20 protein-coding genes and 2 riboswitches are annotated in these 19,622 nt (G+C 70.3%); of the genes, 12 read left to right on the top strand and 8 right to left on the bottom strand.

Going from position 1 to position 19,622, the window contains the following annotated elements; genetic code table 11:
* Nucleotides 1–849: TolC family protein (locus tag NMD1_RS03995; RefSeq protein ID WP_158453906.1), on the bottom strand; the 849-nt coding region annotated here is incomplete at its 3' end.
* Nucleotides 850–860: 11 nt separating this feature from the next.
* A complete protein-coding gene (locus NMD1_RS03990) occupies nt 861–2,465 on the bottom strand; it encodes a DHA2 family efflux MFS transporter permease subunit (protein ID WP_199558055.1) in 1,605 nt (534 codons plus the stop codon).
* 76 nt (nt 2,466–2,541) lie between these two features.
* Here NMD1_RS03990 and NMD1_RS03985 point away from each other — a divergent pair, with 76 nt between their 5' ends.
* Together NMD1_RS03985 and NMD1_RS03980 are read left to right on the top strand one after the other, a co-directional pair.
* Complete coding sequence (locus NMD1_RS03985) at nt 2,542–3,660, top strand: HlyD family secretion protein (RefSeq protein ID WP_125953743.1); 1,119 nt, start codon at nt 2,542–2,544, stop codon at nt 3,658–3,660.
* A gap of 14 nt (nt 3,661–3,674) precedes the next feature.
* On the top strand, nt 3,675–4,478 hold the full coding sequence (locus NMD1_RS03980; RefSeq protein ID WP_125953742.1) for an SDR family oxidoreductase: 804 nt from the start codon (nt 3,675–3,677) through the stop codon (nt 4,476–4,478).
* A 6-nt stretch (nt 4,479–4,484) separates the two neighbouring features.
* On the opposite strand, the gene NMD1_RS03975 is transcribed toward NMD1_RS03980, so the two are convergent.
* The 4 genes from NMD1_RS03975 to NMD1_RS03960 all read right to left on the bottom strand — a co-directional run bounded on the left by NMD1_RS03975 (nt 4,485) and on the right by NMD1_RS03960 (nt 7,566).
* Entirely contained in the window at nt 4,485–4,991 is a 507-nt protein-coding gene (locus NMD1_RS03975) for a flavin reductase family protein (RefSeq protein WP_125953741.1), read from the bottom strand.
* Between the two features lie 117 nt (nt 4,992–5,108).
* Nucleotides 5,109–6,398 (bottom strand): cobyrinate a,c-diamide synthase, encoded by a 1,290-nt coding sequence (locus NMD1_RS03970; RefSeq protein ID WP_125953740.1) that lies wholly within the window; start codon nt 6,396–6,398, stop codon nt 5,109–5,111.
* Nucleotides 6,395–6,997 (bottom strand): cob(I)yrinic acid a,c-diamide adenosyltransferase, encoded by a 603-nt coding sequence (cobO, locus tag NMD1_RS03965; RefSeq protein ID WP_125953739.1) that lies wholly within the window; start codon nt 6,995–6,997, stop codon nt 6,395–6,397. The genes NMD1_RS03970 and cobO overlap by 4 nt, the downstream gene beginning before the upstream one ends.
* Entirely contained in the window at nt 6,994–7,566 is a 573-nt protein-coding gene (locus tag NMD1_RS03960) for a hypothetical protein (protein ID WP_125953738.1), read from the bottom strand. Before NMD1_RS03960 ends, cobO begins: the two co-directional genes overlap by 4 nt.
* Nucleotides 7,567–7,810: 244 nt before the next feature.
* Nucleotides 7,811–8,012: riboswitch (cobalamin riboswitch) on the bottom strand.
* A 58-nt stretch (nt 8,013–8,070) separates the two neighbouring features.
* Nucleotides 8,071–8,262: riboswitch (cobalamin riboswitch) on the top strand.
* Nucleotides 8,263–8,467: 205 nt separating this feature from the next.
* On the opposite strand from NMD1_RS03960, the gene NMD1_RS03955 reads away from it, so the two are divergent.
* Genes NMD1_RS03955 through cobU form a run of 9 tightly spaced genes read left to right on the top strand, consistent with a single transcriptional unit; the run spans nt 8,468 to nt 17,049 of the window.
* The gene (locus NMD1_RS03955) at nt 8,468–10,420 is read left to right on the top strand and encodes a TonB-dependent siderophore receptor (protein WP_125953737.1); all 1,953 of its coding nucleotides are present in this window, start codon (nt 8,468–8,470) and stop codon (nt 10,418–10,420) included.
* On the top strand, nt 10,420–10,827 hold the full coding sequence (locus NMD1_RS03950) for a DUF1636 domain-containing protein (protein WP_125953736.1): 408 nt from the start codon (nt 10,420–10,422) through the stop codon (nt 10,825–10,827). Before NMD1_RS03955 ends, NMD1_RS03950 begins: the two co-directional genes overlap by 1 nt.
* A gap of 10 nt (nt 10,828–10,837) precedes the next feature.
* Nucleotides 10,838–11,854 carry a nicotinate-nucleotide--dimethylbenzimidazole phosphoribosyltransferase gene (cobT, locus tag NMD1_RS03945; RefSeq protein WP_125953735.1) on the top strand — a complete coding sequence of 339 codons (1,017 nt, stop codon included), beginning with the start codon at nt 10,838–10,840 and terminating at the stop codon, nt 11,852–11,854.
* Entirely contained in the window at nt 11,851–12,429 is a 579-nt protein-coding gene (locus NMD1_RS03940; RefSeq protein ID WP_125953734.1) for a histidine phosphatase family protein, read from the top strand. Before cobT ends, NMD1_RS03940 begins: the two co-directional genes overlap by 4 nt.
* On the top strand, nt 12,426–13,139 hold the full coding sequence (locus tag NMD1_RS03935; RefSeq protein WP_125953733.1) for an adenosylcobinamide-GDP ribazoletransferase: 714 nt from the start codon (nt 12,426–12,428) through the stop codon (nt 13,137–13,139). The genes NMD1_RS03940 and NMD1_RS03935 overlap by 4 nt, the downstream gene beginning before the upstream one ends.
* Nucleotides 13,136–14,134 (top strand): aminotransferase class I/II-fold pyridoxal phosphate-dependent enzyme, encoded by a 999-nt coding sequence (locus NMD1_RS03930; RefSeq protein WP_125953732.1) that lies wholly within the window; start codon nt 13,136–13,138, stop codon nt 14,132–14,134. Before NMD1_RS03935 ends, NMD1_RS03930 begins: the two co-directional genes overlap by 4 nt.
* Nucleotides 14,127–15,071, top strand: a complete 945-nt coding sequence (cbiB, locus tag NMD1_RS03925; RefSeq protein WP_125953731.1) for an adenosylcobinamide-phosphate synthase CbiB — start codon at nt 14,127–14,129, stop codon at nt 15,069–15,071. Before NMD1_RS03930 ends, cbiB begins: the two co-directional genes overlap by 8 nt.
* The gene (locus NMD1_RS03920; protein ID WP_125953730.1) at nt 15,059–16,519 is read left to right on the top strand and encodes a cobyric acid synthase; all 1,461 of its coding nucleotides are present in this window, start codon (nt 15,059–15,061) and stop codon (nt 16,517–16,519) included. Before cbiB ends, NMD1_RS03920 begins: the two co-directional genes overlap by 13 nt.
* A complete protein-coding gene (gene cobU, locus NMD1_RS03915) occupies nt 16,516–17,049 on the top strand; it encodes a bifunctional adenosylcobinamide kinase/adenosylcobinamide-phosphate guanylyltransferase (RefSeq protein WP_125953729.1) in 534 nt (177 codons plus the stop codon). The genes NMD1_RS03920 and cobU overlap by 4 nt, the downstream gene beginning before the upstream one ends.
* Nucleotides 17,050–17,073: 24 nt before the next feature.
* Here the strand turns inward: cobU and NMD1_RS03910 are convergent, their stop codons facing one another.
* The gene (locus tag NMD1_RS03910) at nt 17,074–17,781 is read right to left on the bottom strand and encodes a FadR/GntR family transcriptional regulator (RefSeq protein ID WP_125953728.1); all 708 of its coding nucleotides are present in this window, start codon (nt 17,779–17,781) and stop codon (nt 17,074–17,076) included.
* Nucleotides 17,782–17,904: 123 nt separating this feature from the next.
* Here NMD1_RS03910 and NMD1_RS03905 point away from each other — a divergent pair, with 123 nt between their 5' ends.
* Nucleotides 17,905–18,537: a 2-dehydro-3-deoxy-6-phosphogalactonate aldolase gene (locus tag NMD1_RS03905; protein ID WP_125953727.1), complete on the top strand. Its 633-nt coding sequence runs from the start codon at nt 17,905–17,907 to the stop codon at nt 18,535–18,537.
* Nucleotides 18,538–18,549: 12 nt separating this feature from the next.
* Here the strand turns inward: NMD1_RS03905 and NMD1_RS03900 are convergent, their stop codons facing one another.
* Nucleotides 18,550–19,560 (bottom strand): sugar kinase, encoded by a 1,011-nt coding sequence (locus tag NMD1_RS03900; protein ID WP_158453905.1) that lies wholly within the window; start codon nt 19,558–19,560, stop codon nt 18,550–18,552.
* Between the last annotated feature and the right edge of the window lie 62 nt (nt 19,561–19,622).

The raw sequence follows: 19,622 nt of genomic DNA, 5'->3' as shown, positions 1-19,622 counted from the left end.
GGCGCCCCCCCGCCGTTCGGCAGCGGCCAGATCGGGGCGGCGACGCATCAGCGTAGCGGGATCGGCATCCAGCGCCGGATCGAGCGGGGCGGGGATGGCGGCCGTTTCGCGCAGGCGTTCCAGCCACGCCCGGTCGCTTCCCCCCGTCAGCACGCCCAGCCGGTCGATGTCGACTTCGATCGCCTGCCGCAGCGGCGGCAAGGTGGCCAGCGTGGCGGCGTGGGCCGCTTCGGCGCGGTTGGCATCGAAATCGCTGGCCAGGCCCTGGTTGGCCCGCTGGCGCACCAGCGCCGCCAGATCCCCGCGCAACCGCGCCTGCTGCTGCGCCAAGGCGAGCCGTTCCTGGAGCCCACGCAAGTGGAGATAGGCGTCCGCCGTCTCCGCCGCGATGGCCAGGTGCATGGCGTCCATCTCGGCCAGCGTGGCCGCCGCATTGGCCGCGGCCGCCTTGCGCCGGGCCGACAGTCCTCCGAACAGGTCGATCTCCCAGCGGGCTTCCACCCCGGCCTGATAGAGTTCGTAGTTCCGGGGCAAGCCCAGTTGCCGCGATGCCGCGCCGATCGGCGAATGGAGCGATTGCCGGTCGGCTTCGGCCGCGCCAGTGGCGTCGAGCGACGGCAACAGCGCCGCGCGGGCTCCCTTGGCCATGGCCCGCGCCTGATCGACGCGCGCGGCGGCGGCGACAAGGTCCAGATTGCCCGACAGCGCGCGGCGGACGGTTTCGTCGAGCTGCGGATCGTGGAACGCTTGCCACCAGGCACCGGTGGCGGGCTGGGCGTGGACCATCGCCGGCGTGGTGGTCACCAGGAGCAGGGCGAGCGCGGCTCGCCGCAGATTGCGGAAACGCATGAGACTTCTCCTTAATGCGCGGCATCGGCGGGAGGGGGCGTCGCGCCCGGCTCCTGCCGGCAGAACGGCACCAGCACCAGTGCCGCGATGAACATCCAGGCCATCACCCGGAACACGTCGTCGAACCCCAGCGCCAGCGCCTCGCGCCCGATCACGCGCGCCATCACGGCCTGCGCCATGTCCTGCGCGCGCGCGCCGTCGGGCGTCATCGTGGCAATCCGCTGCCCCAGGCTGGCCATGACATCGCTGGCCGGCCGCGCGTGATGACCCAGCGCTTCGGAAAGGCGCGCGGCGGCGATGCGCGTATCGTCCTGCAGCCAGCTGTTGACCACTGCGATGCCGATCGCGCCGCCAAGGTTGCGCATCAGGTTGAACAGGCCCGAGGCTGCGCCGAGATCCTGCGGCGGCACGCCCGAAAGCGCCATGTTCACCGAAGGAACGATGCACAGCATCAGGGCGAAGCCGCGCAGCATCTGCGGCACCAGCAGTTCCGAAAAGCCCCACTGGCTGGTCATGCCCGACGTCAGCCACAGGCTCAGCGCGAACAGGGAAAGGCCGACGCTGATCATCCAGCGCATGTCGATGCGCTGCGACAGCGACGCGGCGACGACCGTCGACCCCAGTTGCGCCACGCCGACCACGAAGATCGTCTTGCCGATCTGCAAGGCGTCGTACCCGCGCACTTGCGCCAGATAGACCGGCACCAGCGAGATCGAGGCATACATGCCGAAGCCGATCACCAGGTTGAACAGGCAGGCGAAGGCGAAGATCGGCCGGCGGAACGGGCGCAGCGAAACCACCGGCATCGGCGAGAACAGCGCGCGCTCCACGAACAGCACCAGCCCCACCAGCGACAGCCAGGCGGCGATAGCGATCGTTTCATCCCCCAGCCAGTCGTGACGGGGGCCTTCCTCCAGCACGTATTCAAGGCCGGCGAGAAAGACCGCCATGGCCACGAAGTGCGCCCAGTCGATCCTGCGCAACAGGCTGGTGTCGGCCTTGTCGATCCGCAGCAGCATGGCGCAGGCCGTGGCGATGGCCAGGCCCGGAAGAACATTGACGAAGAACAGCCAGCGCCAGTCCAGCGCGTCGGTGATCAATCCGCCCGCCGAAGGGCCGAGCGCCGGCGCCAGGACGCTGACGGTGCCGAGGATGGCCGGGATCAGCGCGCGCTGCTTGCCGGAGAACAGCGTGAACCCGACCGCGAACACCAGCGGCACCATCGCGCCGCCGGTGAAGCCCTGCAAGGCGCGGAAGGCGATAATCGATCCGATCGACCACGACAGGCCGCACAGCAGGCTGGAAATCGTGAACATGGTGCACGAAGCCACGAACAGCCAACGCGTCGACAGTGCCCGCGCGAGGAAGCCGGACAGGGGAATCATCACCAGTTCGGCCATCAGGTAGGCGGTCTGCACCCAGCTGATTTCGTCCGCCCCGGCGGCGAGCCCGGCCGCCACCTCGCGCTGCGAGGCGGAGACGATCTGGATGTCGAACAGGGCGAGAAACTGCCCGAATGCCATCAATCCGAAGATCAGGAACTTGCGGGCCGTGGGCATGGCCGTCGGATCGTCCGACCAGTCCGTGCCGAAGCGCGCGAAAGACCATCTGGGCATGGTAGCAATTTTCCCTCTGGACGAATGATGAACAACATATATATTACGATCATCATATCAGCAAGAGTGCATTTCCATGCTTCAGCGCACATCGGAATCCCAGGTTGATGACGCGGTGGCGCCGGCACCCCGGCGCAGGGCGCCGCGCGCGGTGATCGCGGCAGGCGCGGCGCTTGTCGCAGCGGGGCTGGGCGCGGCCTGGATCCTGTCCGAGCCGGCCAGCCAGTCCACTGACGATGCCTATGTCGGCGCCGATGCGACGAGCGTGGCGCCCCGCATCAAGGGCTTCGTCAGCGCGGTGCTGGTCGAGGAGAACCAGGCAGTCCGCGCGGGAGCGCCGCTGCTGCGCATTGATCCCGAGGAATATGGCGCGCGCCGTGCGACCGCGGAAGCCGATCTTGCTGATGCGCGGGCGGCCGTGGCGGCGGCGCGGGCCGCGCTGGTCCGGCAGGGCACGGAAGAGACGCTTGCCCGCGCGCAGGCCGGCGCTGCGGCGACGACGATCCGCGCGGCGCAGGCCAATGCTGGCCACGCCTCGGCCGATCAGGGGCGCTATGACGCGCTGCTGGCGACGGGCGCGGTGGCCGCGCGCGATGCGGAAAGCGTCCGCACGGGCGCGGTTGCCGCACGGCAGGCGCTGGCCCGGTCCGAAGCCGATCTGGCGGTCGCGCGCCAGCAGGTGGCGGTGGTCGGCGCCCGGCGCGGCGATTTGCTGGCCGCGCTGGCGCAGGCACAGGCGGGCGAGGCCCGCGCCCGCGCGGCGCTGGATCTTGCCGGCCAGGACTTGCGCCACACCGAAGTGCGCGCGCCGATCGATGGCGTAGTGGCCAACCGGCAGCTGCGCGTGGGCGATTACGTGCAGCCCGGCACGCGCGCGCTGACGCTGGTGCCGATGCAGGCGCTTTATGTGACGGCCAACTTCAAGGAAACGCAGACGCGCCGGATGCATCCCGGCCAGCATGCCACCGTTCGCATCGATGCGCTGGGCGGCGCGAAGCTGAAGGGCACGGTGGAAAGCCTCGCGCCGGGATCGGCCTCGACGTTTGCGCTGTTGCCGTTCGAGCCCGGCACCGGCAACTTCACCAAGATCGTGCAGCGCGTGCCGGTGCGGATACGGCTCGATCCCGGCCAGTCCGCGCTCGCCGCGCTGCGCCCCGGCCTTTCCGTCACCGCGAACGTCCAGCTTTCCAACTGAAGGAACACCCTGAAATGACTATTCCCCACCATGCGACCGCCGTGATCACTGGCGCTTCGACGGGTATCGGCGCCGTCTATGCCGACCGGCTGGCCCGGCGCGGGCACGATTTGGTGCTCGTCGCGCGCGATGTTGCCCGTCTGAACGCGCTGGCGGAGCGTCTGCGCGCGGAAACCGGCCGGTCCGTCGAAGTCCTGCCCGCCGATCTCACTGATCCCGCCGCCGTCGCGCGCGTGGCCGACCGGATCGCCACGGTCCCGAACCTGGGCCTGCTGGTCAATAATGCCGGCATGGCGCTCACCGGCACGCTGGTCACCAGTCCGGCCGAGGAAGTGACGCGGCTGATCGCGCTCAACATCACCGCACCCGCCCTGCTGGCCCGCGCCGCGGCGCTGCGCCTGACGCACGAGGGCGCAGGCGCGATCGTCAACATCGCGTCGGTCCTCGCGCTGGCGCCGGAGATGTTCGACGGCGCCTACAGCGGCAGCAAGGCGTTCATCCTGAACCTGTCGCAGGGGCTGGCCACCGAACTGGCGGGCAGCGGCGTGCATGTGCAGGCGGTGCTTCCGGGCGCGACGCGCACCGAGATCTGGGAGCGTTCGGGCAAGGACGTCGATGCCTTCCCGGCGGAAATGGTGATGGACGTGAACGACCTGGTCGATGCCGCGCTGGTTGGTCTCGATCGCGGCGAGGGCGTGACGATCCCGCCTTTGGCCGATCTGGCCGGCTGGGACGCCATGCAGTCGGCGCGCGTGGCGCTTGGCCCCCAACTGTCCCGCAGCGAGGTCGCCGCCCGCTATCGCGCGGTTCTGGCCTGAACCCGGTTACCGCAGTGGATTGATCCGGCCGAGCGCACCGTTCGCCCAGCCAAGGATATCCTCGCTGCCGTTGTCGAACAGGTCATAGACCTCGCCCACCAGCAGGTCATGCGTTCCATAGGGCACGCGCTCGCGAATGTCGCAAAAGATGTTCGCGGGCGCGCCCTCGATGAACCAGACCGGGCCATGCTGGCGCCAGTCGTCCTGCGCGAAGCGTTCCTCGCGCGCGGCCGCGCCGGCGAACGGCGCCATGTGCGCGTCATGCGCGTCATGCAGCAGATTGATGCAGAAACGCCCCGCGCGGATCATCGCGTCGTGGCTCGATCCCGACCGGTTGACGCAGATCGCCATGGCGCAGGGATCGAGGCACACCGGCATGATCGCGGACATGGCGAGGCCGACGGGTGCGTTCGTTGCGGGATCGAAGCTGGTGACGATGCCCACCGGCGCGGGCATGTGCCGCAGCACGCGCTTGAGCCGGCTGTCTATGGTCGTGGTCACGTTGGTTGCCATCGATTGCCTGCCTGCTCCCGGGATGCGAAACTGCGCCGGATTTATCGCATCGCGCCGCGCGGGTTATATGCGATCTGCGCAGGAATCGTCCGTCTTCATGCGCAGGACCCGGCCGGGTCATGCCCCGAACAGGCTGGCGACAGCGGCGGGCGAGGAGGGGAAATAGAAATGCATGTAGGTGGCGTGCAGCGATCCCTGCCGGTACAGGGCTTCGCCGGTCCGGCCGCCGGGGTTTTTGGCCCGGGTAACGGGGGATAACGGGGTATCCATCCGGGAATAGTGGAACGTGTGGCCGCGCAGGCTGCCCGCGGGCAGCGCCATGTCCTGCAATCCCAGCGCGGCAAGGCTCGCCTGCATTGTCGCCCGGCCCGGCATCAGGCCCAGCATCGGGGCGTGCGCGCCTTTGCCGTCGTCCAGTGCCTCCAGGCAATAGAGCATGCCCCCGCATTCGGCGAGCACCGCCTTTCCCGCCGCATGGTGCGCGCGGATCGCATCGCGCATGGCGTGGTTGCCGGCCAGCCGGTCTAGGTGAAGTTCCGGGTAGCCGCCCGGTAGCCACAGCGCGTCACACGGGGGCAGCGTGGTATCGGCGAGGGGCGAGAAGAACGCCAGCGTGGCGCCCATCGCGCGCAGGCAATCGAGGTTGGCGGGATAGAGGAAACCGAACGCCGCATCCCGCGCGACGGCGATCCGCAGCCCGGCGAGATCGCGTCCCGCGGAGGAGGGGGCTGCGTGTCCGGTGAAATCCACCGGCGCCGGCAGCCAGCAGGCCTCGCCCGGCAGCGCGGCGGCCGCCCGGTCGATGCGCCCGTCGAGATCGGCGATCTCGTCTGCCTGCACCAGCCCGAGATGGCGCTCGGGAAAGGCCATGCCGGCATCGCGGGGCAGGGCGCCCAGCCACTGCACGCCGCCGCGCAGGCTTTGGCCGAGCATGGCCGCGTGACGCTCTCCCGCAACGCGGTTGGCCAGCGCCGCGATCACCCGCACGTCATCGCGGTAGGTGGCCAACCCATGGACCAGCGCGCCGAAGCTCTGCGCCATGGCGCTGCCGTCCACCACCGCCAGCACGGGCAGGCCGAAGCGGGCGGCCAGATCGGCGGCGGACGGATCGCCGTCGAACAGGCCCATCACGCCTTCGACGAGGACGAGATCGGCCTCGCGCGCGGCATCGGCCAGCAGGTGGTGGCATCCGGCTTCGCCCACCATGAACAGGTCGAGCTGATAGACCGGCGCGCCGCTTGCCCGTTCGAGGATCATCGGATCGAGGAAGTCCGGGCCGCACTTGAACACGCGAACCTTGCGCCCGGCCTGGCGGTGACGGCGGGCCAGCGCCGCCGTCACCAGCGTCTTGCCTTGCCCGGATGCCGGCGCGCTGACCAGCAGGGCCGGGCACCGCGCCGCCTTCACCGGTCGATCCCTTCCTGCGCGCGCACGCCGTCGCGGAAGGCGTGCTTCACGTCGCGGATCGCGCTGACGGTGTCGGCCGCGGCGATCAGCGCCTCGTCGGCGGCGCGGCCGGTGATGACGACGTGCTGCATCGCCGGTCGCGCTTCCAGCGCGGGCATGATCTCGTCGAGCGCGAGATAGCGATAGGTGACGAGGTAGGTGAGCTCGTCCAGCACCACGAGGCTGATCGCCGGATCGGCCAGCGCGGCCCTGGCCTTTTCCCAGCCGGCGCGCGCGGCGGCGATATCGCGCTGGCGGTCCTGCGTTTCCCAGGTGAAGCCTTCGCCGCACTTTTCCCAGATCACGTCGGGATGGCGCGAGAAGAAGGCGCGCTCGCCCACGTTCTCGGCCCCCTTGATGAACTGGAACACGGCCGCCTTGCGACCGTATCCCAGCGTGCGCGCGACCATGCCGAAGGCGCTGGAGGACTTGCCCTTGCCGTTGCCGGTCAGCACCAGCAGCAGGCCCTTGTCGCGCGTGGCGGCGGCGATTTTGGCGTCGACCAGCGCCTTGTGCCGGCGGGTGCGCTCGCGGTGCGCGTTGTCTTCGGACCCGCTCACCGGCGCTCGCTTTCGCGCAGCTCGGGCCGGATCAGGAACAGCAGCGAGAACGCGGCGGCGGCCAGGCCGCTCCAGCCCAGCGTCGCCCACAGCGTCGACGGGAAATAGCGCCCGATGCGCGGCAGGAAACCTGCGAGCGTCGGATCGGCGAAGCGGCCGCCGAGGAAGTAGAAACCGCCGCTCGAAAGCAGTTCGGACGCGAACGTTGCGCAGATCAGCAGCACGGCCATGATCGGCAGGGCGGCCAGGCTTTCGCCCAGCCGGGTCTGCGCGTACCGTCCGGCCAGCCACATCACGCCATAGGCGGGCACCAGCATCCCGTAGGCGGGCGTAAAGCAGAAGGCCGACTGGCCGAACCAGCCGATCACCACCACGTCGATGGCATAGCCCAGCAGGAACAGCGCGCCGAACGCGGCCGCGCGGCGGACGAAGAAGCCGAGCACGAAAAAGCTGGCCAGGCTGGTATCGGGCAGGTGGATGACCTGGCTCAGCGAATGGCTGCGCGTGATGAGCATGACGAGGGCGAGAAGCCCGAAGACGGACAGTTCGAACCGGGTATTGCGGACCATGAGGGGTCTCCTGAACGGGTTGGATTTCGCGTTGTGGCCGCGCGCGCGACCATCGGCTGCGGCGCGGGGGCCTTTGCGATGCGCGGGCGGGCGCGGAACCGAAAGCTCGGGGCCGGGGCGCACGTCTGCTGCGGTTGTCGTGGATGTCAGACGCAGTTCATCACAGGCCCCCTTCGGCAACAAACGCACTTATGTCGTCCGCCAAGGGAGAAGCCCTCGTCCGCCCGGTGCATCCCGCCCGCGCGAAGGAACGACGATAGCGGGCCGGTTTCCTGACTTCCCGGATCATCGCGCCTATCGCCGCCTTCTCAGGGCCGGAACCCCAATGGCATGATGGCGATGCGCTCACCGGTCACAGTTGCGGGAGCAGTGCCGGATTCGGCGGATTTCCGCCGGCCGGACTTCCCGATTAAGCCCTTTCGGGCACCCGTTACGCCGACCGTGATAAGCGAAGCGGCGCGATGCCGCAAGCATTCGCGCTTGCGGCATCGCCGGCGCGAAGCTATCCGCCGCTCTGCGACAGGTTCCCCGAAAGGGGATCAAAAGGGAACGGGGTGCGAAACCCCGGCTGCCCCTGCAACTGTAAGCGGCGAGCCGACCGGCCATCACGCCATTGGGACTTCACCGTCCTGAGAAGGCGGCCGGACCGGCATTGACCCGTGAGCCAGGAGACCTGCCTGACGCGGTCGTTCTTCGTTCGGGCAGGGTGCACCGGACGTTCGAGGTTCCCGCGCCAAAGGCGGGACGATCCCTCGCGCAACGACAGCCACTGCCTGCCGGGAAGACCGTGCGGGAAGCGTCGTCTCGTGCCCCCGGCCATCTCCCGGGGCGTCGCGCGGCGGGCGTTTTCCTTGCGGTCCGAGCGGCAGGTCATCGCCGTTCGTATCCAGGGAACCGCACCATGCGCCTGACCCGTTGTTCCGTTGTTTCTGCCCTTTCCCTTTCGCTGGGCCTTCCCGTGGCCGCCCATGCTGCCCCTTACCCCGAAGATCCGGCCCCTGACGCCGCTCCCGACACCTCCATCGTCGTCACCGCGCTGCGCACGCCGGTCGCGCAGGATCGCGTCTCCTCCACCGTCACCGTGCTGGACGAGGCGGCCATCCGCCAGGCGCAGCCGCTGGCCGTGACCGATCTTCTGGTCCGCACGCCGGGCATCAGCCTTTCGCGCAACGGCGGTTACGGCGCCGCCACGTCGCTGCGCATTAGGGGTGCGGACGCCGGCCAGTCGGTGATGGTGATCGACGGAATGCGCCTGTCCGATCCTTCCGCCACGTCCGGCGGCTATGCCTTCGCCAACCTGCTGGTCGATGACATCGAACGCATCGAGATCCTGCGCGGCCCGCAATCGATCCTGTGGGGCAGCGACGCGATCGGCGGCGTCATCAACGTGACCACGCGGCGGGCGGAAAAGCCGCTGGAAGGCGGCCTGGCGGTCGAGGCGGGCACGCACGATACGGTGAACGCGCAAGCCGGCGTCGGCGGCACGGGCACGCTGGTCGACTGGCGGCTGTCCGCCTCGACCTTCTCCACCGACGGCATCTCAGCGCGCAGCAATGGCACCGAGCCCGACGGATACCGCCGCACCTCCGCCAGTGGCACAGCCACGGTCAAGCTGGCGCCGAACCTGTCGCTGGACCTGCGCGGCTACTGGGCCGACGCGCGCAACGATTTCGACAGCACGGCGGGCGATTCGCTCATCTATGGCCGGACGAAGGAATGGTCGGGCTATGCGGGGCTCAATCTGGCGCTGCTCGACGGCCGCTTCACCAACCGGCTGGCGGCGATGCGGACCGAGACGGACCGCGAGAACTACGACCCCGCCCGCGCGATCCGTCCGCTCAATTTCGATGCCCACGGCCGCGTCCGCCGCTTCGAGTACCAGGGCTCGCTGCGCCTTTCCGACGCGGTGCAGGCCGTGTTCGGCGCCGAGCGCGAGGAACAGCGCATGACCACGGCCTCGCCCGGCAACAACACCGCGCCCTATGCCCTTGTGCCCCAGGCGGCATCGACCGACAGCCTCTATGGCGAGCTGCGCGCGACGCCGCTTGCTGGGCTGACGCTCAATGGCGGCGTGCGCTACGATCACCAGTCGCGCTTCGGTGGCAACACGGTGTTCAGCGCCGGCGGGGTCTATACACCCAACGCGGGCAGGACGGTGCTGCGCGCCAGCTATGACGAAGGGTTCAAGGCCCCGTCGCTCTACCAGCTGTTCAGCCTCTACGGCAACGCGGACCTCTGGCCCGAAAAGGCGAAGGGCTGGTCGGCCGGCTTCGAGCAGGCGCTGGGCAGCGTGCTGCACGGTTCCGCGACATGGTTCGAGCGCGACACCGACAACCTGATCGACTTCGCCTATTGCCCAACAAGCGGCACGCTGCCCGCGTCCTGCTATGTGCCCGGCACCACCACGACGCGCTTCGGCTATTACGCCAATGTCCGCAAGGCGCACGCGCGGGGCATCGAACTGAGCGGCGATGCGCGGATCGGCGTGCTGTTCGCGCAAGCCAACTACAGCTGGATCTCAGCACAGGACCGGTCGCCCGGCGGCGCCGACTTCGGCCGCCAGCTTGCCCGCGTGCCGCGCCATCTCGCCAATATCGAAGGCGGAATCGATCTGCCGCAAGGGGTGAAGGCCAGCGTGGCCGCGCGCTACGCCGGCGCAACGTTCGACCGCGCGGGCAGCCGCGCGACCCTGCCCGACTACTGGCTGGTCGACCTGCGCGTGCAGTGGCGCGTGGCTGGCGGGCTGACGGTCCATGGCCGCATCGAAAACCTGGCCGACCGGCACTACGAGACCGCCAGCGGTTACGGCAGCCTGGGCCGGACGGTCTATATCGGCCTGCGGAGCCGGTTCTGATGCTGCGCGCGGTTGCAGCGGGGCCGGCAGTGGTGGTCTGCTCCACCTGCCGCCTGTCCGCCGACCGGCGCGAGGACGAAGGCGGGCGGCGCGGTGGCGCGCTGCTCGCCGAGGCCTTGCGGCAGGTTCAGGCACGGGAACCGGGCCTTGCCGGCGTGGCGGTGCAGGAAATGGCCTGCCTGTTCGCCTGCCAGCGCCATTGCACGGTCCATATCCGCGCGCCCGGCCGGATCGGCTATGTGCTGGGCGGCTTCACGCCCGACGAGGCGGCGGCCCGCGCGATCCTGGGCTATGCCACCCGCCACGCCGAAAGCGCGGAAGGCGTTGTGCCCTATGCCGAATGGCCGGAAGGCGTGAAGGGGCACTTCATCACGCGCACCCCGCCTGATGGCTATGTCTGCCCATGATTGTCTGGCCATGATCCGCTTCCAGGATGCGGCAGCGTTCGGCGCCGCGCTCGACGCCTTGCCGCAGCCCGACGATGCCGCGCTGGCCGCGGCGCGCGCGCGGCAGGCGGTGCTGACCAAGCCGGCGGGATCGCTGGGGCGGCTGGAGGAGATCGCGTTGTTCATGGCGGCCTGGCAGGGGCGCGAACGGCCGGTGCTCGATCGGGTGCGGGCGACCGTGTTCGCCGGCAACCACGGTGTGGCCGCGCGCGGCGTCAGCGCCTTTCCCGTGGACGTGACCGCGCAGATGGTCGCGAATTTCCACGCCGGCGGCGCGGCGATCAACGCGCTGGCGCGGGCGTGCGGCGCGGCGCTGTCCGTGGTTGCGCTCGATCTCGACCACCCGACCGGCGACATCGCCAGCGCGGCGGCGATGAGCGAGGCGGAATGCCTCGCCGCGCTCAATGCCGGGGCGCAAAGCGTGGCGGCGGATACCGATCTTCTGTTCGTGGGCGAAATGGGGATCGCCAACACCACGCCCGCCGCCGCGCTGTGCGCGCAGGCTTTCGGTGGCGATGCGGCGGACTGGTGTGGGCGCGGCAGTGGCGTCGACGATGCCGGCATCGCGCGCAAGGTCGCGGCCGTCGAAAGCGCGCTGGCGTTGCATGGCGCGCAGTGCGTTACCCCGTTAGAGACGTTGCGCCGGCTTGGTGGGCGCGAAATCGCGGCCATGGCCGGCGCGATCCTGGCCGCCAGGCGGCTGCGCGTGCCGGTGCTGCTTGACGGGTTCATCTGTTGCGCCGCGATTGCCCCGCTGGTCGCCACACAGCCCGCATTTACCGATCATTGTCTTGCCGCGCATTGCTCGGCCGAACAGGCGCATACGCGGCTGCTCGGGCACTTCGGGCTGGAGCCGCTGCTGCGCCTCGATCTGCGGCTGGGCGAGGGATCGGGCGCGGCGGTCGCGGTGCCACTGGTGCGCGCCGCCCTTGCCGCCCACAACGGCATGGCGACCTTTGCCGAAGCGGCGGTGGCGCAGGCCCTATGAAAGCCGTGACGCTTCACCTGCTGCGGCACGGTCCGCCACTTCGGCCCGGCCTGCTGCTGGGGCACACCGACGTTGCGGCGCACGATCCCGGCTGCGCAAGGCTGCTCGCGCCGGCGATGGCGCTGGACGTCGCGGGGATCGTCACGTCCGATCTCCGGCGCGCGCGGGCCTCGGCGGAAGCGCTCGCGCAGGCCCGCGCCTTGCCGCTGGCTGTCGATCCGCGCTGGCGCGAACTCGATTTCGGAGCCTGGGGCGGCCGTGCCCCGGACGCCGTGCCGCAGGCCGATCTCGCCCGGTTCTGGGATGATCCCGATGCCTGCCCCCCGCCGGGCGGCGAGCGCTGGTCGGCGTTATGCCATCGGGTAGGGCAGGCGATCCGCGAACGCGATCGCGCGACGCTGGTCGTCACCCACGCCGGCGCGATGCGCGCGGCGGTCTCGGTCCTGACCGGGCTGGACCATCGCGCCGTCTGGGCGCTGGACCTGCCCTATGGCGCCTTGCTCTCGTTCAAGGTCTGGCCGGGGGAGAAGCCGGCTGGCCAGATCACGGACCTCCGGTCGGGGAACGCGCCGTGAGACCTTGCCTGCTCGCCCTGCAATTCCTGACGCGCCTGCCGCTGCCGGTGATTCCGGCGGACGAGGCGGACTTCGGCCGGGCGATCCGCTGGTTTCCCGCCGCCGGGCTGGTCGTCGGCAGCGCGGTGGCCGCTGCCGCGTGGCTGGGTCTGCACCGCGATCCCTGGCTTGCCGCGCTGCTGGCGCTGGCCGCGTGGATCGCGATCACCGGTGCGCTGCACCTCGATGGGCTGGGCGACATCGCGGACGCGGCCGGGGCGGCGCACCAAGATCGCGCGCGCGTCTCCGCCGTGCTGGCCGATCCGCATATCGGCAGCTTCGGTGTGGTCGCCATCGGGCTGCAAGTGGCGGCCAAGCTGGTGCTGTTGCACCTTGCCCTCACCGTGTCGGTGCCGCCCGCGCTGCTGCTGGTGCCGGTCTTGGCGCGGCTGGGGCCGATCGCCTGGGCGATCACCCTGCCGCCGTTGCACGCGGGAATGGGTACGCTGTTCCGGGCGGGCGCGAGCGGGTGGGTTTTCGCGCTCTGGCTGGGCGGCCTTGCCGTGGGCGCCGTGCTGACCAACCCGGCGCTCCTGCTCGTGCTTGGTCTGGTGCCGCTGTGGGCGTGGTGGCTGCGCGCGCGGATCGGCGGCATCTCGGGCGACGGGCACGGCGCCGGGATCGAGCTGCTCGAAACGGCGGGGCTGCTGGTGCTGGCGGTGACCGGATGAGCGGGGCTTTCACCCACCACGGCGGGCGGATCGCGGACGCTTGCGCGCGCTTCGGCGGCGCGCCGGAGGACTGGCTGGACCTTTCGACCGGGATCAATCCCGTGCCGTGGCAGCCGCCCCCGGCACTGGCGATCGACTGGCGCGGCCTGCCCGACACGCAGGCGCTCGCCCGGCTGGAAGCGCGGGCAGCCGGGCATTTCGGCGTGGCTCCCAACCTCTGCATGGCCGTGCCTGGCAGCGAGACGGCGCTGCGCCTGCTGGCCCGTGTGCTGGACCTGCCCGGCCTGACCCCGCCGCTCGCCTATGGCACTTATCGCGACGCCTTCGCGCCCGGAGCGGCCTTGGCTTCGGGCGAAGACCCGCCGCCTCGTGCAACCGCCATCGTCCTCGGCAACCCCAACAACCCCGATGGCACGGTGCTCGCGCCCGCCCGCGCGCTGGCCTTGCTCGCGCATCAGGAAGCGCATGGCGGCTGGCTGATCGTGGACGAAGCCTTCGCCGATTGCGCGCCGGACGCCAGCGTGGCGGCGCTGGTCGCCCCGCAGCGTCGGCTGATCGTGCTGCGCTCGTTCGGCAAGTTCTTCGGGCTGGCCGGGTTGCGGCTGGGCTTCTTGATCGCGCCGGAGGGGGTCCTGGCGGCGCTGCGCCATCTGCTGGGCGATTGGCCTGTCCATGCCGCCGCGCTGGCGCTCGGCACGGCGGCCTATGCCGACCGGACGTGGATCGCCGATACCCGGCAGGCGCTGCCGGCGCGGGCCGCCGCGCTCGATCGCGTGCTGCGCCGCCACGGCCTTTCGCCGGAGGGCGCCTGCCCGCTGTTCCGGCTGGTGCGCACGCCGGAGGCCGGGCGGCTGTTCGCCATGCTCGCCCGCCGCCGCATCCTGACCCGGCCTTGCGCGGATCACTCCGATCTCTTGCGCCTTGGTCTGCCGGCCGACGACGCGGAACGCGCGCGGCTGGATGCGGCGCTGGCGCAGGGACGGGCCGATGGCTGAGCCTGTCGCGCTGGTCGCGCTGGTCGCGCTGGCGCTCGACGCCGGGCTGGGCTGGCCGGCCCGGCTGCACGCGGTGACCGGGCATCCTGTCGGCGCGTTTGCGCGGCTGATCGCAACCTGTGAACGCCGCTGGAACCGGCCCGGCTTAAGTGACTTTGCCCGGCGCCTGCTGGGCACGGTCACCGTTGCGCTGCTGATCGCCGTTGCGGCGCTCGGGGCGCTCGCGGTGGAGCACGCGATCCGCTGGGCGGCGGGTCCGCTGGCCTGGCCGCTGCTCGCGCTGGCCGCCTGGCCCGCGCTGGCGCAGCGCAGCCTCGACGATCACGTGCGCCCGGTGATCGCGGCGCTGGCGCGCGATGACCTGCCGGCCGCACGCAAGGCCGTGGGCCGGATCGTGGGGCGCGATACCGCCGCGCTCGATCAGGCCGGAATAGCCCGCGCCGCGATCGAGAGCTTGGCGGAAAGCTTCTGCGATGGCGTGGTCGCGCCGCTGTTCTGGCTGCTCGTGCTGGGGCTGCCGGGGGCGTGGGCCTACAAGGCGGTGAACACGGCGGACAGCCTGATCGGCCATCCCGAACCACCGCTGCGCGCGTTCGGCTGGGCGGCGGCGCGCAGCGACGATCTGCTGAATCTGGCGCCGGCGCGCCTTTCCGCGCTGCTGCTCTGTCTGGCGGGCGGAGGCGGCTGGCGCATCGTGTGGCGCGATCATGCACGCCATGCCTCCCCCAACGCCGGCTGGCCCGAGGCGGCCATGGCCGGAGTGCTCCGCGTCCGGCTGGCCGGCCCGGTCCGTTACGATGGGGCGGTGCTGGACAAACCGTGGATCGGTGAGGGAGGAGAAGCCGGTCTTGCCGTGCTGGTGGCGGCGCGGCGTGTCTATGTTCGGGCCTGCGGGCTGGGATGGCTGATAGCGGGAGGAATGGCATGGCTGGCCTGATGGTGCAGGGGACCGGTTCCGATGTCGGCAAATCGGTGCTGGTCGCGGGGCTGTGCCGCGCGCTGGCCAACCGGGGCATCCGCGTCCTGCCGTTCAAGCCGCAGAACATGTCGAACAACGCGGCGGTCACGGTCGATGGCGGCGAGATCGGCCGGGCGCAAGCGCTGCAGGCGCTGGCCGCGCGCGCCGCGCCGCATACCGACATGAATCCCGTGCTGCTGAAGCCGCAGGCGGATCGCACGTCGCAGCTCGTGGTGCATGGCCGGGTGCGCGGCACGCTGGGATCGGCCGATTTCCGCGAAGGGCGGCGCAGCCTGCTGCCCGAAGTGCTTGAAAGCTGGCAGCGCCTGCGCGCGCGCTGCGATCTGGTGATCGTCGAAGGCGCCGGTTCGCCGGCCGAGATCAACTTGCGCGATGGCGATATCGCCAACATGGGCTTTGCCCGCGCGGCGGATGTGCCGGTGGTGCTGGTGGGCGACATCGACCGGGGCGGGGTGATCGCTGCGCTGGCGGGGACGCGCGCGGTGCTCGATCCGGTCGACGCGGCGATGATCCGGGGCTTCATCGTCAACAAATTCCGGGGCGATCCGGCGCTGTTCGCGGATGGTTACGACGCGATCGCCCGGCTGACGGGCTGGCGCGGCTTCGGGCTGGTGCCCTGGATCGCGGCCACCGCGCGCCTGCCCAGCGAGGATGCGGTGGTGCTCGACCGCGCGGCGTCGGCCATGCCGGGGCGCAAGCTGGTGGCGTGCCCGATCCTGCCGCGCATCGCCAACTTCGATGATCTCGATCCCTTGCGGCAGGAGCCGGAGGTGGACGTGGCGATGGTGCCGCCCGGCACGCCGATCCCGGCCCATGCCGCGTTGATCGTGCTGCCGGGATCGAAAGCGACGATCGCCGACATGGCGTTTCTGCGCGCGCAGGGTTGGGACATCGACATCCTCGCCCATCACCGGCGCGGCGGCGCGGTGCTGGGGATTTGCGGCGGATACCAGATGCTCGGCCGCCGGATCGCCGATCCGCTGGGGATCGAGGGTGATCCGTCCGAAATAGCCGGGCTGGGCCTGCTCGACGTGGAAACCGCGCTCACCCCGGGAAAGGCGTTGCGGCGCGTGCGCGGCACGGCGCTGGACGCGGCGTTCGAGGGGTACGAGATGCACATGGGCGAAACCACCGGGACGGGCGCGGCCCGCGCCTTCGCCTGCCTGGACGGCGCGCGCGCCGATGGAGCGATCAGCGCCGACGGGCATGTGCTGGGCACCTATTGCCACGGCCTGTTCGCCGCACCCGGGCTGCGCGCGGCCATGCTGGCGCGGTTCGGCGCGCGCTCGAACGGCGCGGACCACGACCGTGCGGTGGATGCCGCGCTCGACGAACTGGCGGGCGAACTGGAGCGGCACCTCGATATCGAAGGACTGCTGGCGCTGGCGCGGCGGGGCCTCGCATGACCAGCCTGCTCGTGCTGGGCGGCGCGCGTTCGGGCAAGAGCCGCTATGCGCAGCAGCGGGTGGAAGCCTGCGCGGGCCGGCTCGCCTATATCGCCACGGCGCAGGCGCTCGATGCCGAGATGGCCGACCGGATCGCCCGGCACCGCGCGGACCGCAATGCGCGCTGGCACACCATAGAGGCGCCGCTTGCCCTTGCCGCCGCCATTGCGCGGGCCGGCGAGAGCCACGCCGCGATCCTGGTCGATTGCCTGACGCTGTGGCTGTCCAACCTTCTGCTGGCCGGCCGCGATCCGCAGGGCGAAGGCGCGACGCTGGCCGAAGCCATCGCTGCCTGTCCGGTGCCGGTGGCGCTGGTCGCCAACGAGGTGGGGCTGGGGATCGTGCCCGACAACGCGCTGGCCCGCCGTTTCCGTGATGAGGCCGGGTGGCTCAACCAGCGGCTGGCGGCGATCGCGGACGAGGTCGTGTTCCTCGCGGCCGGCCTGCCCATGGTTTTGAAGGGCGCAGGCACGGCTGGATCCAGGGTATGAACCCTGCGCATTGGCCTTCCGCCTTCACCCTGCCCGGCGCGCCTGCTCGATCAGCGCGGCGGCTTCGTTGAGAAGATCGCGGCTGGCGCTGACGGCCCGTTCCGCATCGCCGGCGGCAATCGCGTTGGCGATGGCCCGGTGGGCGTCGCTGTCCGCGGTCGCCACGCCCTTTTGCCGGTTGGTCAGCCGGATGCTGAAGCGCAGCGCTGTCTCGACCAGATCCCGGCACTGGATCATGAAGCGGTTGCCGCTGGCGAGCAGGATGGCGACATGGAAATCGATGTCGGCCTGGAGAGCGTCCTCCTGGCTCATCCCGCCCTTGGTCATGCGCTCTGCCGCTTCCCCGATGCGCGCGATCGCTGCCGGATCGTTGCGACGGATCGCCAGCGACGCGGCCTGCGGCTCGATGGCGCTGCGGAAGGCGGTGAACTCCGCCAGCAGATCGAGCGAAAGGCCCCGGTTGAGCAGCCAGCGCAGCACATCGGGATCGAGGAAATTCCAGTCGCGCTCCGGCGCGACGCTGGTGCCGAGCCGGGGTCGGGACGCGATCAACCCCTTGGCCGTCAGCATCTTGATGGCTTCGCGGGTAACGCTGCGGCTGGCTTTGAACTGTTCCGAGATGTCCGCTTCAATGGGCAGAGGGCGATCCGCGTATTCGCCGGCAACGATCGCCCGCCCAAGCGTTTCGACAATGCGGGCGGTAACCTTGCCGCCGTTTTCGAAGGGGGTCATGGGCTGCTCCCGTCCCGATTGCGGATCGGGATCGCCGCTGTATTAATATGATAAATGGTGATAGAGCCGCCGCGCGGCGGGATCAAGCCGTTGCGTCGATCGGGAACAGGAGAGAACCCAGCCATGGCAGTCGTAACGCTTGCCAATGCCTTGCCGCTGTTTGCGGTGTTGCGCGGCCTTGAGCCGGAACGGGCGCAGGCCGTGGCGGACACGCTGGTGGAGGCCGGCTTCGGCATCCTTGAGGTCACGATGAATTCGCCGGACCCGTTCGCCAGCATTGCCAGTCTTGTCCGTTCGCTCGGGGATCGCGCGCTGATCGGCGCGGGCACGGTGACACGCACCGAGGAGGTGGACGAACTGGAACGCCTGGGCGCGCGTCTGGTTGTGTCGCCGCATTGCGATCCGGCGCTGGTCGGCCACGCCGCGGCCAAGGGCATGACCGTGCTGCCGGGCGTGTTCACGCCCACCGAAATGATGGCGGCGCTGAAAGCGGGGGCCACAGGCATCAAGATATTCCCGGCCGAAGCCATGCCGCCGGCCGGCGTCCGCGCCGTCCGGGCGGTGTTGCCGCCGCAGGTGCCGATCTTCGTCGTCGGCGGGATCACCGCGGCCAACATGGCCGATTATCTCCAGGCGGGCGCCACAGGCTTCGGCATGGGAGGATCGCTGTTCCGGCCCGGTAAGCCGCTGGACGCCATCGCCAGCGATGCGCGGGCGATCGTAGCCGCTTTCCACGCGGCGAAGGCACGGCAGTAACGGGTCCCGACCCTAGCGGCGGACATCCCCGCCACCGGCGAGGATACCGTCGATGTCTGCCTCGCTGGCGCGCAGAAAGTCCCCGGATACGGCGTGCGCCCATTGCGAGCAGCCCGTCGCGAAGGTGACGGTGCGATCGGGCGCCATGCCGCGCGCCAGGCCATGCACGATGCCGGCGGCAAAGGCGTCGCCTGTGCCGATCCGGTCGACGATGGCGTCCAGCGCAACGGGCGCGGTGCTGGCCACGGCGGCCCGGCTGGCAAGCAGCCCGGTCAGGCGCTGGTTGTCGCTGGAGGACACTTCGCGGTGCGTCGCCGCGACGTGGGTGAGCGCGGGGGCGAGCGCGAACATGACCTGCGCCGCGTCCCGGAATGCCGTGGCGGGATCGGGATCGGCGAAAGTACGATCCAGCATCAGGCCGATCACGCGCGGGTCGGCAAGCAGGACGTCGGCGGCCAGGGACAGTTCGCGTAGAATTTGTTTCGCTTGATCTTCCCGATCCCGCCACAGGCTTGGCCGGAAATTGCAGTCGAACACGATGCGCACGCCCCGCTCGCGCGCCGTGGCCATGGCCGACCGCAAAGCCGCCAGCGGGCCTTCGCCCAGCGCTGCGGTGATGCCGCCCACGAACAGCCAGTCCGCGCCGTTCAGGAGAGCGGGCCAGTCGAACAGATCGGGGGAGAGGTCGGCGAATGCCGAATGCGTGCGGTCGTAGAGAATTTCCGAAGGCCGGGCCATGGCGCCGGGCGAAAGGAAATACAGTCCCATGCGGCCGGACGTGAACGGGGTGCGGGCGAGGTTCACCCCGAACGCGCGGATCGCGTCCCGCGCTGCGCGGCCCAGGCGGTTTTCGGGCAGCACGGTGATGAGTTCCGCATCGTGCCCGAACCCTGCCAGCGCCACTGCGACGTTGGCTTCCGCGCCGCAGAACGTGGCGTCGAGCGCACCTTCCTGCCCCAGCAGCGCCGGCGGCCGGGCCGCCAGGCGCAGCAGCATTTCGCCAAAACAGATGATCCTGGACACCCGGCACCTCTCCATCGCGCTGCCCGATCAATTATATGACAAATTGCGACGGAACAAGCGAG

Origin of the sequence: Novosphingobium sp. MD-1, from assembly GCF_001014975.1 — a bacterium.
GTDB lineage: Bacteria > Pseudomonadota > Alphaproteobacteria > Sphingomonadales > Sphingomonadaceae > Novosphingobium.
Note: the sequence above shows the minus strand (reverse complement) of the source record. Positions and strands in the feature narration are given on the sequence as shown.